14 protein-coding genes and 4 tRNA genes are annotated in these 12,626 nt (G+C 67.9%); 5 read left to right on the top strand and 13 right to left on the bottom strand.

The genetic code is table 11. The annotated features are described in order from the left end of the window. Positions 1-24: 24 nt before the first annotated feature. The 9 genes from rplK to AC3B5T_RS12025 form a co-directional block, all read right to left on the bottom strand. On the bottom strand, positions 25-459 hold the full coding sequence (gene rplK / locus AC3B5T_RS12065; RefSeq protein WP_004021736.1) for a 50S ribosomal protein L11: 435 nt from the start codon (positions 457-459) through the stop codon (positions 25-27). A 146-nt stretch (positions 460-605) separates the two neighbouring features. Further along, on the bottom strand, positions 606-1,475 hold the full coding sequence (gene nusG / locus AC3B5T_RS12060) for a transcription termination/antitermination protein NusG (protein WP_488358715.1): 870 nt from the start codon (positions 1,473-1,475) through the stop codon (positions 606-608). Between the two features lie 70 nt (positions 1,476-1,545). Further along, positions 1,546-2,019, bottom strand: coding sequence for a preprotein translocase subunit SecE (gene secE / locus AC3B5T_RS12055; RefSeq protein ID WP_010841973.1), 474 nt, complete (start codon positions 2,017-2,019; stop codon positions 1,546-1,548). A 39-nt stretch (positions 2,020-2,058) separates the two neighbouring features. Next, a tRNA-Trp gene (locus AC3B5T_RS12050) sits at positions 2,059-2,131 on the bottom strand. A 242-nt stretch (positions 2,132-2,373) separates the two neighbouring features. Continuing rightward, complete coding sequence (locus tag AC3B5T_RS12045) at positions 2,374-3,471, bottom strand: fused (3R)-hydroxyacyl-ACP dehydratase subunits HadA/HadB (protein ID WP_488358714.1); 1,098 nt, start codon at positions 3,469-3,471, stop codon at positions 2,374-2,376. A gap of 97 nt (positions 3,472-3,568) precedes the next feature. Continuing rightward, entirely contained in the window at positions 3,569-3,736 is a 168-nt protein-coding gene (rpmG, locus tag AC3B5T_RS12040) for a 50S ribosomal protein L33 (protein WP_003929651.1), read from the bottom strand. Positions 3,737-3,829: 93 nt separating this feature from the next. After that, positions 3,830-3,903: transfer RNA gene (locus AC3B5T_RS12035), tRNA-Met, on the bottom strand. Between the two features lie 21 nt (positions 3,904-3,924). After that, positions 3,925-3,997, bottom strand: a tRNA-Thr gene (locus AC3B5T_RS12030). Between the two features lie 117 nt (positions 3,998-4,114). After that, positions 4,115-4,195, bottom strand: a tRNA-Tyr gene (locus AC3B5T_RS12025). Positions 4,196-4,322: 127 nt separating this feature from the next. On the opposite strand from AC3B5T_RS12025, the gene AC3B5T_RS12020 reads away from it, so the two are divergent. Both AC3B5T_RS12020 and htpX read left to right on the top strand, forming a co-directional pair. Next, positions 4,323-4,814, top strand: a complete 492-nt coding sequence (locus AC3B5T_RS12020; protein ID WP_044505993.1) for a YajQ family cyclic di-GMP-binding protein — start codon at positions 4,323-4,325, stop codon at positions 4,812-4,814. Positions 4,815-4,973: 159 nt separating this feature from the next. Further along, positions 4,974-5,840 carry a zinc metalloprotease HtpX gene (htpX, locus tag AC3B5T_RS12015; RefSeq protein ID WP_010841976.1) on the top strand — a complete coding sequence of 289 codons (867 nt, stop codon included), beginning with the start codon at positions 4,974-4,976 and terminating at the stop codon, positions 5,838-5,840. A 78-nt stretch (positions 5,841-5,918) separates the two neighbouring features. On the opposite strand, the gene AC3B5T_RS12010 is transcribed toward htpX, so the two are convergent. Next, positions 5,919-6,935 carry a polyprenyl synthetase family protein gene (locus AC3B5T_RS12010; RefSeq protein ID WP_014925596.1) on the bottom strand — a complete coding sequence of 339 codons (1,017 nt, stop codon included), beginning with the start codon at positions 6,933-6,935 and terminating at the stop codon, positions 5,919-5,921. A 118-nt stretch (positions 6,936-7,053) separates the two neighbouring features. Here AC3B5T_RS12010 and AC3B5T_RS12005 point away from each other — a divergent pair, with 118 nt between their 5' ends. Continuing rightward, complete coding sequence (locus tag AC3B5T_RS12005) at positions 7,054-8,313, top strand: geranylgeranyl reductase family protein (protein ID WP_488358713.1); 1,260 nt, start codon at positions 7,054-7,056, stop codon at positions 8,311-8,313. Positions 8,314-8,436: 123 nt separating this feature from the next. Then, entirely contained in the window at positions 8,437-9,408 is a 972-nt protein-coding gene (locus AC3B5T_RS12000; RefSeq protein ID WP_488358712.1) for an oxygenase MpaB family protein, read from the top strand. Here the strand turns inward: AC3B5T_RS12000 and AC3B5T_RS11995 are convergent. Together AC3B5T_RS11995 and AC3B5T_RS11990 are read right to left on the bottom strand one after the other, a co-directional pair. Further along, positions 9,405-10,127: a demethylmenaquinone methyltransferase gene (locus tag AC3B5T_RS11995; protein ID WP_035717152.1), complete on the bottom strand. Its 723-nt coding sequence runs from the start codon at positions 10,125-10,127 to the stop codon at positions 9,405-9,407. The genes AC3B5T_RS12000 and AC3B5T_RS11995 overlap by 4 nt on opposite strands. 72 nt (positions 10,128-10,199) lie before the next feature. Further along, positions 10,200-11,360, bottom strand: a complete 1,161-nt coding sequence (locus AC3B5T_RS11990) for a glycosyltransferase family 4 protein (RefSeq protein WP_488358711.1) — start codon at positions 11,358-11,360, stop codon at positions 10,200-10,202. A gap of 109 nt (positions 11,361-11,469) precedes the next feature. Between AC3B5T_RS11990 and AC3B5T_RS11985 the strand changes: the two genes are divergently transcribed. Further along, complete coding sequence (locus tag AC3B5T_RS11985; RefSeq protein ID WP_488358710.1) at positions 11,470-12,090, top strand: Type 1 glutamine amidotransferase-like domain-containing protein; 621 nt, start codon at positions 11,470-11,472, stop codon at positions 12,088-12,090. On the opposite strand, the gene AC3B5T_RS11980 is transcribed toward AC3B5T_RS11985, so the two are convergent. After that, positions 12,071-12,577, bottom strand: coding sequence for a hypothetical protein (locus AC3B5T_RS11980; protein WP_488358709.1), 507 nt, complete (start codon positions 12,575-12,577; stop codon positions 12,071-12,073). The genes AC3B5T_RS11985 and AC3B5T_RS11980 overlap by 20 nt on opposite strands. Positions 12,578-12,626 lie beyond the last annotated feature (49 nt).

The following is a 12,626-nucleotide window of genomic DNA, read 5'->3' as shown; positions in this document are numbered from 1 at the left end:
TCCCACGGGGATGACTTGGGTGTGTCAGCCTTCGACGGTGATGCCCATGGACCGAGCAGTGCCGGCGATGATCTTCGCGGCCTGATCGATGTCATTGGCATTGAGGTCTTCGGCCTTGGTCTTGGCGATCTCACGGACCTGGTCCATGCTCACCTTGCCGACCTTGTTGGTGTGGGGCTCGCCGGAGCCCTTCTGCAGCCCGGCGGCCTTGAGGAGGAGCTTCGCAGCCGGCGGGGTCTTCAACTTGAAGTCGAAGGAGCGATCTTCGTACACGAAGATCTCGACCGGGATGACGTTGCCACGCTGCGACTCGGTCGCCGCGTTGTACGCCTTGCAGAACTCCATGATGTTCACGCCGTGCTGACCGAGCGCCGGACCCACGGGCGGGGCCGGGTTGGCCTGGCCTGCCGAGATCTGGAGCTTGATGATCCCGGCGAGCTTCTTCTTCTTGGGAGGCATCTTCTGTTCCTTGCTTGTTTCCTTGCGAATTCACGCCCGCTGGAGACGTGAAAGTCTGTGTTTGTCTGCTTCTCCCGCTCCCTGAGGTGCGAGCGAAGCTCTCCCCCTCCGCCCCCTGAGGTGCGAGCGAAGCGAGCCTCGAAGGGTCAGATCTTCTCGACCTGATTGAACCCGAGCTCGACCGGCGTCTCACGACCGAAGATCGACACGAGCACCTTGACCTTGCGCTGCTCGGCGTTGACCTCGCTGATCGACGCGGGAAGCGTGGCGAACGGGCCGTCCATGACGGTGACCGACTCGCCGACCTCGAAGTCGACCTCGATGACGTTCGACGCGGCGGCGGCTGCGGCCTCGACACCCTCGGCGGCAGAACCCCGCGAGGAGGCCGGCTTCTTCGCCTCGGTGCGCGGCATCAGGAACTGCAGCACCTCGTTGAGCGATAGCGGCGACGGCTTGCTGGTCATCCCGACGAAGCCGGTGACACCCGGCGTGTTGCGCACGGCGCCCCACGACTCGTCGTTGAGTTCCATGCGAACCAGGATGTAGCCCGGCAGCACCTTGCGGTTGACCTTCTTGGGCTGGCCGTTCTTGATCTCGGTGACCTCTTCGGTCGGCACCTCGACCTGGAAGATGTAGTCGCCGACATCGAGATTCTGCACGCGGGTCTCAAGGTTGGCCTTCACCTTGTTCTCGTAACCGGCGTAGCTGTGGATCACGTACCAGTCGCCGGGCGCCCGCCGGAGCTGCTTGCGCAGTTCCTCGACCGGATCGACCTCGGCTTCTTCGGCCGGGGCTTCCTCGGCAGGAGCCTCGGCGTCATCCGCCTCGGCCTCACCCGCGTCGGGGGCATCCTCGGAGTCCGTGTCCTCGGCCGCGGCCTCGTCACCCTCGACGACGGTGTCGTCGGCAACCGCTTCACCCTCGGTGTCCACCGCGTCGGCCACGGCCGCGTCGACATCGGCGTCAGCCACGTCGACGGAATCGGTCGAGGCGAGTTCGTTCTCCGGGGTGCTCACTGCAGCCCACGCTCCTTATGGTTCATCTGGCGGTCGTACTCCTCGTCGCCGGCCGAGCCCACCGCGTGGGTCAGCCGAACAACCAGAGAACGCCCTTGGCGAAGGCGAGGTCGAGGCCGGAGATGAACGCGGTCATCACGATGACGAACACGAGCACGACGATCGTGTACGTGATCATCTCGCGCCGCGTAGGCCAGATGACCTTCTTCAGCTCGGCGACGACCTGCGTCAGGAACAGCCAGATCCGAACGAACGGATTCCGGCTCTCCCCCGCAGACGCCTTCTTCTTCGTCTTGCGTTCCTTGACGGCGACGGACCCCGAACCGGAGTCGGTGTCACCGTCGTTTGCACCCGCCGACGAGCGACGCCCGCGAGCAGAGCGTTTACCGGACGGACGCAGCTCCTTGGCGGTGCCGGTCGACGTCTCGTCGCCCGTTCCCGCGTCGGTGGCCTCGTCGCGACCGTCGAGCTCAGCCGCAGCCGAATCGGCCGCAGAACCTTCTGCGGCGTCTTTGGCGCGGGCGGCCCGGTCTCGCTTGCTCAACTTCGCGGTCCTCTCGTCAGCGTGTGCCCTTCACCAGGGCAGGGGCGACAGGACTTGAACCTGCAACCTGCGGTTTTGGAGACCGCTGCTCTGCCAATTGAGCTACGCCCCTTTGCGACGCCCTCCACCGGAGTGGTCGGCGTTGCCGTCTTATCGACCCGGCCTCACGACCCGCCGGCGATTCGTCGCCGACAAAACCAACGCGCCACCCTATGGGTAGCGCGCAAGCCTGAATCAATCAGACACTTCAGTGTAGATCACCGGGGCGGTGGACCCAAAACGGGCTCGCCTCCGACCCCTCGACGACCGTACACGTCGGTCCCTCGGCCTGCCGTCGGCATGCCCCGTGACCAGTCAGTTGAACTGGATGACCGCCTGCGCGCGTCCGAAGATGCGGCGGTCGCCCTGCTTGGCGGTGATCGCGATGGTTCCGCGGCGGGTCGCGGGATCGAGCGACTTGACCTTGCCCGTGAAGTCGACGGCCGCACTGTCGTCCGCGGGCACGTAGACCGGGCTGGTGAAGCGCACGTTGTACTCGCAGAAGGCCGCCGGGTCACCGATGAACTCCGAGACGAAGCTCGCGCCGAGCCCCATGGTCTGCATGCCGTGGGCGACCACGTCGTCCATCCCGGCCGCGCTCACGACATGGTCGGAGAAGTGGATCGGGTTGGGGTCGCCGGCGACGCCCGCATAGTTCGCGAGGTTCCCGCGCGTCAGCAGGTAGCGCTTCGGGGTCAGTTCCTGCCCCACCGCGAGGGTGTCGAAATCGATGGCACCGAAGGCGCCGGGCGACTGCGTCGGATCGGGGAGGTCGTAACGACCTGCCTTCGGCTCCACGGTGTGCCCGGATTCACCGATGGCGCCGACCTTGATCATCACGTGATCGAGGGACGCCTCCAGCTCGGGGTCGACGTCCATGCCGGGGCGCGCCGCCAGCGACGTCCAGGTGGTCATGACCGGCTCGTCGTGCTGGTTCCAGATGACGTTCTTGGTGACCATCAGGTCGATCATCTCGGGACTGCTGACGTGACGGAACGACTCGAGAGAGACGTCGCAGATCAGGCGGTCGCCGACCTTCATCGGCTGGTGGTAGATCAGCCGCTGATCGGTCTGCATGATCTGCCACATGTCGTAGCCGGTGATGACGTCCTCGAAAAGCTTGCGCTGGGCGATGATCCCCAGCACGGACACGTAGGTGGGCGCGGCGATCAGGCGGTCGTGACCGAAGGCCCGTGCGCCCTCCTCGCTCCAGTGGGTCGGGTGCGCATCCTGCACGGCCATCGCGTGCTTACGGATCTCCTCGCGGCCGATCTCGTAGTAGTCGTCGACGGTGTAGTGGAAGCCGACGAGGCTCTGGGTGTGGGCGGCGATCTCCTCGGGGGTCGGCTTCGCACCACCGTTCGACGCCTCGTCCGCACGATCCTGGATCTCGGCTTCGTTTACCTGTGACATTGAGCACTACTCCCTTCGGGCCCGACACAGCAAGACGGGCCGCCTCTCCGAGAGGCGACCCGCTGCTGGATGTACTTCGAAAAGGCCGACGACAGCGTCAGCGCGATTCCTTGTGCGCCTGATGCTTGCCGCAGTTCGGGCAGAACTTCTTGATCTCGAGGCGATCGGGATCGTTGCGGCGGTTCTTCTTGGTGATGTAGTTACGGTGCTTGCACACCTCGCAGGCCAAGGTGATCTTGGGGCGAACATCTGTTGAGGAGGCCACTTGATTGCCTTCTTTCGGGTGGTACGTGGTCGGGTTCGGAAGTTCCCTCAGGGCTTGCGACCCTTGCGCTCGGTTCCGGTCGGACCCGATGTGTAGCGGTGGAGGGACTCGATCCCTCGACCTCACGATTATGAGTCGTGCGCTCTAACCAGCTGAGCTACACCGCCCCGCGGACTTCTCGTCCAGCGAGCCCCCTGACGGAATCGAACCGTCGACCTTTTCCTTACCATGGAAACGCTCTGCCGACTGAGCTAAGGGGGCGTGCCCCGGGCAATTGCGCCCGAGAGCCTTAACGAGGTTACACACTCGAGTCTGCGCTAGACAAATCGCTGGTCGGAGACCGTCTGTAGTGCAGTTTCGCGAAGATGAACCACGCTGTGGCAGGTATAGGATTCGAACCTATGTAGCTTGCGCGACGGATTTACAATCCGCTCCCTTTGGCCGCTCGGGCAACCTGCCGTGCCGCTCTCCCAGGCCGTCGCGACAGCCGTTCGAACAACGCCGTGAAGAATACAACGAACACCACGTCCGCGCGCAAACCGGCTGGTCAACTCCACTCCGATCGCCATGACATACCCTGTCGGACATGGCTGATTCATCGTTCGACGTGGTGAGCAAGATCGACCGCCAGGAGGTCGACAACGCCCTCAACCAGGCTGCCAAGGAGTTGTCCCAGCGGTACGACTTCCGGGGCACCAACACCGGCATCGAGTGGTCCGGCGAGGAGAACATCGTGATCACCTCCGACGCCGAGGAGCGCGCTCAGGCAGGCCTCGAGGTGTTCAAGGAGAAGCTGATCCGTCGCGACATCTCCCTGAAGGCGTTCGACGCCGGCGAGGTCGTCGGCTCCGGCAAGACCTTCAAGATCACCGGCACCCTGGTGCAGGGCATCGACTCCGAGCACGCCAAGAAGATCTCCAAGAAGATCCGCGACGAGGGACCCAAGGGCGTCAAGGCGCAGATCCAGGGCGACGAGCTGCGCGTGTCGAGCAAGAAGCGCGACGACCTGCAGGCCGTCATCGCGCTGCTCAAGGGCGAGGACTTCGGTATCGCCCTGCAGTTCGTCAACTACCGCTGACCGCCGCCACCGCGCCCGCACCGACATCGGTATGTGGAAACCGATTCGGGTTCTGCGTCGTTTGACCGGATGAAGGCGCCAGCACTCCTCGGCCGTCCGGGTTCGCCTGGACCGGCCCGAGGACACCGAGACCCGCGGCGCCGGACAGACGAGGACCCGATGCATCTCAACGGATTGAAGACGGCGGCTCTGCTGGGCCTGATGTCGGCGATCATCGTCGGCATCGGCGCGCTGTTCCAGAGCCCGCTGATCCTGTGGGGATCGGTGGTCGTCGCCGTCGGCATGAACGCCTACGTCTACTTCAACAGCGCGAAGATGTCGCTGAAGGCGATGCACGCGCAGCCGGTGACCGAACTGCAGGCGCCGGTCATGTACCGGATCGTGCGTGAACTGGCGACGACGGCGCACCAGCCGATGCCCGCGCTCTACATCTCCCCCACCGAGTCACCCAACGCGTTCGCCACGGGCCGCAACCCCAAGAACGCCGCGGTGTGCTGCACCACCGGCATCCTGCACCTGCTCGACGAGCGTGAGCTGCGGGCCGTGCTGGGCCACGAGCTGTCGCACGTGTACAACCGCGACATCCTCATCAGCTCGATCGCAGGTGCGATGGCGGCGGTCATCAGCGGGCTCGCCAACTTCGCGATGTTCATGGGCGCCTTCGGCGGCCGCGACAACGCGCCCAACCCGCTGGCGATGCTGCTGATCGCCGTGCTGGGACCGATCGCGGCGACCCTGGTGAAGCTGGCGGTCTCCCGGTCGCGCGAGTTCCAGGCCGACCAGTCCGGCGCAGAACTCACCGGCGATCCGCTCGCGCTCGCCTCGGCGCTGGCGAAGATCTCCGGCGGCGTGCAGGCCGCGCCGCTGCCGCCGCAACCCGACATCGCGGCTCAGTCACATCTGATGATCGAGAGCCCGTTCCGCGCCACCGATCGGATGGCCCGGATGTTCGCCACCCACCCGCCGACCGCGGAACGCATCCGCCGGCTGCAGGAGATGGCCCGCGACGACCGTTCCGCCGGTTGAGCGAGTTTGCTGCCGGTTGAGCGGAGTCCCCTGCCGGTTGAGCGAGTTCCCTGCCGGTTGAGCGGAGTCGAAACCCCCTCAGCCGACGCGTTCGATCGTGTAGTCCACGAGCGATGCCAGGGCCCGGTGGGCCGGTGACTCGGGAAGCTCGGCCAGCATCGCGTGCGCCTCGTCGGCGAACTCCTGCAACTTGGCCCGGGCGGCGGTCATGCCCGCCGACGAGCCGAGCAGCTCGATCGCCTCGGCGACCTCGGCGTCGTCGGTGAGCGGCCTGGCCGTACCGTCGGCGGCGACGAGGAGCTCGCGTAACCGGGCCGACGTCGCGTCGTCCCCGGCGACGGCGTAGAGCACCGGCAGCGTGTGCACGCCTTCGCGGAGGTCGGTTCCCGGCGTCTTGCCCGACTCCACCGACACCGAGCTGATGTCGATGATGTCGTCGGACACCTGGAAGGCGACGCCGACGATGTCGCCGATGCGCGAGAGCCGCTCGATGTCGTCGGCGGTCGCCCCCGAGGCCATGGCCCCGAAACGGGCGGCGGCGGCGATCAGCGACCCGGTCTTCTCCCAGACGACCCGCAGATAGTGCTCGACGGGGTCGGCGCCGGGCTTGACGCCGACCGTCTCCCGCATCTGGCCGGTGACGAGTTCGGCGAAGGTCTCGGCGATGATGCGTACCGCTTCGGGACCCAGCGTCGAGACGAGTCGCGAGGCGCGCGCGAACAGGAAGTCACCGGAGAGGATGGCCACGCTGTTGGTCCATCGAGCGTTGGCGCTCGCCGCACCGCGCCGCATGGCGGCCTCGTCCATGACGTCGTCGTGGTAGAGGGTGGCGAGGTGGATCATCTCCACCACCGTCGCCGAGGTGATGACGTCGTCGGAGTCCGGGCGCGGACCGAACTGGGCGGCCAGGATCGCGAACATCGGGCGGAATCGCTTTCCCCCGGCCTTCGCGAGGTGGGTCGCCGCCTCCGTCATGACCTCGTCGCCCGACGAGAGCTCGGCGAGGAGTAGATCCTCGACCCGCTGTAGCGAGGAGCGCACCGTATCGGCGAACTCATCCGACACCAGGTCAACCCCGGCGAATGTGGACTTCACGGAAACGCGGCCCCATCTCGTCTGATCCGGCAATTCTCGTCGGTGCGACACGCGATCGCCGCGTCAACCCCACCTGCTGCTGAGCCTAACCCGTCGGGGGTCCGGACATACTGGTCGGGTGAGCACGGACACGACCCCTCTTTTCCCCGATTCCGCCGACGTCCTCGTCGTCGGCGCCGGACCGGGTGGATCCGCGGCGGCCGCCCATGCCGTCGCCGCCGGCCGGGACGTGGTCCTCGCCGACGCCGCGGTGTTCCCGCGCGACAAGACGTGTGGTGACGGACTCACGCCGCGCGCCGTCGCCGAACTCGACGCGCTCGGGTTGGGCGCGCTGCTCGCCGACCGTCCGCGCATCGACGGACTCCTGCTCAACGGTTGGGGTGCCCGCCAACAGGTCCGGTGGCCGTCCGGCCGTTTCCCGTCGTACGGGAGCGCGGTGGCACGAACCGAGTTCGACGAGGCCATCCGCGCCCACGCGGTGTCGGCCGGAGCGCGAATGATGCAGGGCGTCAAGGCTGTTGACGTCGAAATGGACGGCGACCGGGTGGGCGCGGTGACCTTCGCGACCCCCACGGGCTCGCACACGATGCGGGTGACCGACCTCGTCGTCGCCGACGGGGTCCGGTCGGGAGTCGGCAAAGCACTTGGGCGGCAATGGCATCGAGACACCGCCTACGGTGTGGCCGCACGCGCATACGCACCCTCCGCGCGCGCCGATGCGCACTGGATGGGGTCGCACCTCGAGCTCCGCGGACCCGACGGCGGACTGCTGCCGGGGTACGGCTGGGTCTTCCCCCTCGGCGCGGCGGGCGGCGGCCAGGTCAACGTCGGCGTCGGCGCGCTCGCCACGTCGAAACGGCCGGCGCACATGGCGCTTCGGCCGATCCTCGAGCACTATGCCGCGATGGTGCACGACGAGTGGGCACTCGACGGCCCGCCCGTCCGCATCACCTCGGCCCTGCTGCCGATGGGCGGTGCGGTGTCCGGCGTCGCCGGCCGGAACTGGATGCTGATCGGCGACGCCGCGGCATGCGTCAATCCGCTCAACGGCGAGGGCATCGACTACGCCCTGGAGACCGCGAGGCTCGCCGTCGAACTCCTCGGCACCGACGACTACACGGACCGGTGGCGTGATGTCCTGGTGGAGCACTACGGGCTCGCGTTCTCCGCCGCCCGCCGCCTCGCCGGCCTGCTCACCATGCCGAAGACCGTCCCCACGCTGGGACGTCCCGGCATCCGGTCCCCGCACCTGATGTCCATGGTCGTGCGGGTGATGGGCAACCTGATCACCGCCGAGGACGCCGACCTCGTCGCCCGTGCCTGGCGCACCGCCGGACGCGTCTCCCGGCAGATCGACCCGCGTCCGCCGTTCTCCTGAGGTCCGGCCGTCGACACCGTCGTCTGGCGCATTGAGACGGCAGGGCTGTAGTGTTCCAACCGGTGTGGTCGCCGCCACACCCTGTGACACAATCAGGCCACCCGTCGACCCAGGAGATGCACGATGTCCGCCGCATCCACTCTCGCCACCCGAGCCAAGCACGCCCTCCAGAACCGGCTGGCACAGCGCTATCACCTGCGCGGCGAGATCGACCACATGGATGCGGTCGGAGACCCCACCGCCGTCGCGCGCGCCCTCGCCACGCGAGAGTTCCCGTGGGGCATCACGCAGGCCTTGAGTTTCGCCCTGTTCCGGACGTACGCGGTGCCGTCGATCGGCGACCTCCTCTACAAGACCGGTCAGTTCACGGAGTCGACGCAGAAGCGCTACGACGACACGGTGCTGCTGCTCGACGCCCCGATCGAGCACGGGGTCGACAGCCCGGCCGGGCGGGCGGGCATCCGCCGCATCAACCAGATGCACGGCATGTACGACATCCCGAACGACGACTTCCGCTACGTGCTCGCCACCTTCGTCGTCTGCCCGGTGGAGTGGGTGAACGCCTACGAATGGCGCTCACTGACCAACCACGAGATCCTCGGTCTCACCAACTACTACCGCCGGCTCGGCCAGGTGATGGGCATCAAGGACATCCCCGAGACCTACGACGATTTCAAGAAGTTCTACGACGAGTACGAGACCGCCCATTTCGCCTTCAGTCCCGACTCGCTCGCCGTCGCCGACGCCACCCTGGATCTGCTGGGCACGTTCATGCCGTACAAGCTGCTGCCGCGTGCGGTGGTGCGCCGGATGTCGTTCGCGCTCATGGACGATCGGCTCCTCGACGCATTCGGCTATCCGAAACCGACCGCGGTCGAGCGGGTGCTGGTCCGCGGCGGACTCAAGGCTCGTGGACTCGCCATCCGGTTCTTCGCACCGCCGCGGACAGAACCGCTCTTCGGACGGCAGACGAAGCAGGTTCGCAGCTACCCCAAGGGTTTCCGCATCGACGACCTCGGCACCTTCGCGCCGGGGTGCCCGGTGTCGCACGACACCGTTTCCGGCGTCGAGACACCGCGGGCCGCGAACTCCTAGGCCCGCGCCGAGTGGATCGCGGCGATACCACCGGTCATGTTCTCCCACCGCACCCCGGAGAACCCGGCGTCGCGGATCAGGTCGCCAAGGGCGAACTGATCCGGCCAGGCCCGGATCGACTCGGCGAGATAGACATACGCGGCCGGGCTGCTCGACACCTTCGTCGCGACCGCGGGTAGCGCCTTCATCAGGTACTCCATGTACACCGTCCGGAACGGCTTCAGCGTCGGCGTCGAGAATTCGCAGATCACCAGCCGCCCACCGGGTTTCAGCACTCGTCGGAGTTCGGCGAGTGCCGTCGGCACGTCGTTGACGTTGCGCAGGCCGAACGAGATGGTCGCGGCGTCGAAGGAATCGTCGGCGAACGGGAGCGACAGGGCGTCCGCGGCGACCTTCGGCACGGCCCGGTGCGCCCCGGCCTTGAGCATGCCGAGCGAGAAGTCGGCGGCGATGCAGTGCGCACCCGACGACGCCAGCTCGACGGTCGACACCGCGGTACCGGCCGCGAGGTCCAGGACGACGTCGCCCGGGTGCAGGTCGAGTGCCCGACGGGTCTTCTTGCGCCAGCCACGATCCCGACCGAATGACAGGACCGTGTTGGTGAGGTCGTAGCGCCGAGCGACGCCGTCGAACATCGCCGCGACCTCGGCCGGGTCCTTCGCCAGGCTCGCCCGGCCCAGACTCGCTCGTTCCGGTGGTGTCGCGCCCGTCGATGACATGCCGATCACGCTACCGGGCGGCGCGGGTCGGACTGCCGTGAGGTTCGTCGCCGAAGGAGCGGCCCCCGCACCTCAGGCCGGCCGCCCCACCTCGGTCACGACCCCACCACCGGTCACGGCGGCGTAGTGGTTCACCAGCTCCGCGCACACCGACGGCCACGTGCGGGCGCGCACGGCCTGCACCGCCGCGCGGCCGAAGGCCGCCCGCACCGACTCGTCGTGCAGTGACTCGACGATCGAGGGGAGCGTGTCGGCGAAGCTCGCGACCTCCAGCAGGTATCCGGTCCGGAAGGCCGAGACCAGGTCGCGCGGGCCGCCCGCGTCGGGACCGATCACCGGCAGCCCGCTGGCCATCGCCTCCTGGATGGCCTGGCAGAACGTCTCGTGTTCGCCCGCGTGCACGAACACGTCGAAGCCGGCATACGCGCGCGCCAGGGCCTCACCGCGCAGTTCACCGGTGAACACCGCATCGGGCATGACACGTTCGAGCCGGTCCCGCTCGGGACCGTCGCCGACGATCACCAGCTGGACTCGCGGGTTCCCGGACAGCCCGGCGAGCCGCTCCACGTGCTTCTCCGGAGCGAGCCGTCCCACGAACCCGACGATCAGGGCGTCGTCGTGTGCTCTCGACCCCAGCCACTCCGCGCGCAGCGACGCGTCGCGCTTGTCCGGCGAGAAGAGCCCCACATCCACCCCGCGGCCCCACCGCGCGAGCCGCGGCACGCCGTGTGCGGCGAGTACCTCCAACGTCGCCGTCGACGGCGCGAGGGTGAGGTCGCACATCTCGTGCAACCGGCGCGTGTATCGCCACGCGAGCTTCTCCACCGCACCCAGCCGGTAGGACGCGGCGAATCCGGCGACATCGGTCTGGAACACGGCCACCACGGGCACGCCGAGCGCTCGGGCGGCGAGCGCGCCGGCGGCACCCACCACGAACGGCGACGCCAGGTGCACCACGTCCGGTTCGAAGTCGCGCAGGGTGCGGTACAGCAGCGGCGACGGCACTCCCACCGGGAGCGAGGTCACCCGCGGCACCTGCACGGCCGGCAGCAGGTGCACCGGGGTCCGGCGGCCGACCAGCCGCGGCCCGCCCGGCTCGCCGCGCGGGGTGTCGGGTGCGATGACGACGGCGGTGTGCCCGGTGGACTCGAGATGGTCGACAACCCGGAGGACGGAGTTGACCACCCCGTTCATCTGGGGCAGGAAGCTCTCGGCGACGATCGCGACGCGCATGAGCACGATGGTCGACCGTGGACGTGACCGGCCCGCACTCCAGGACGTGTCGGCCCGCCCAATTCGGGGTGAACACCTCCTTGCCCGCGCACCAGGGCACAGTGGAGAGGTGGCCGACACCCACCTGCTCCTGCTGAGCCGCTGGCTCACCCCCGTGCCGGGGTTCCTCACGCCGCTCACCGGACCGGGTTGCCGCATCGGCTACCTGCCCACCGCGTCGTCGATCTATCCCGATCACGCGTGGCTCGACCTCGAGCGGGACACGCTACGTCAGCAGGGATACGAGGTGACCGAGCTCGACCCGGAAACATCCGGCACGACTGCCTTCGCCCGGCGACTCGGGGAGGTCGATGCCGTCTTCGTCGCCGGCGGCAACACCTTCCACCTGCTCGGCGCGCTGCGGACGGCCGGCGCCGACCGTGTGCTCGTCGACGCGGTACGAGCCGGCCTGCCCTACATCGGGGTCAGTGCCGGCGCCGCGGTGGTGGGCCCCGACATCGCGCCGCTGGCACTTCTCGACGATCCCGCCGAAGCAGCTCCCCTGACCTCGACCGAAGGTCTCGGGCTCGTCGGGGTCACGGTGATCCCGCACGCGGAGGGCACGGTCGGGGGTCGCGGCCCGGTCGAGGCGACGCGGAGACGATTCGGTGCCGGCCACCGGCTGCAGTTCCTGCGTGACGACGAGGCGATCGTCGCCACCGGCGAAACCCTCAGGGTGATCCCGGGCTGACCGTCGCGTCGCGCTCGGCCGTGTCTCCCTCGGCCGCAACGGCATCCGGCTCGTCCGGCTCGTCGCGTCGCGCCCAGCGCCGGCTGAACTCCGCGACCGCGACCATCAGCAGGCCGACGACCAGCCACGCCCCGACCACCACGGACAGGGCCGGGATGATCGACAGCACCGCGGTGCGACCGGTCGGGCGTGCGAGATCGGGGTTGTAGACCGCGTAGTCCACGCTGATGCGCTGCCCCTCACTCAGCTCCGTCGGATACAGCAACCCGAAGCGCGGGCTGTGGAACGAACCGTCGGGCGTCTGGAAGTTCACCGCGGCATGCAGGCTGTCCACGGAGACGACCTCGGCCATCACGGTCGCCTTGCTCGCCTCGATCGTCGAGTCGTTCTTGAAGCACCCGGCGATCAGGGTCAGCGCCATGAAGGTGATCGTGACGCCGACGACGAGCAGACCGAGCTGCACGCGTCGCTGGATCACCGGATTCATGCCGTTCAGCCTAGCGGGCACCGATCGGGCGGTTCGTGCCCCGACCACA

This window comes from Gordonia sp. G4 (assembly GCF_057770005.1).
The sequence above is the reverse complement of the archived record's forward strand: the minus strand, read 5'-3'. Positions and strand labels throughout refer to the sequence as shown.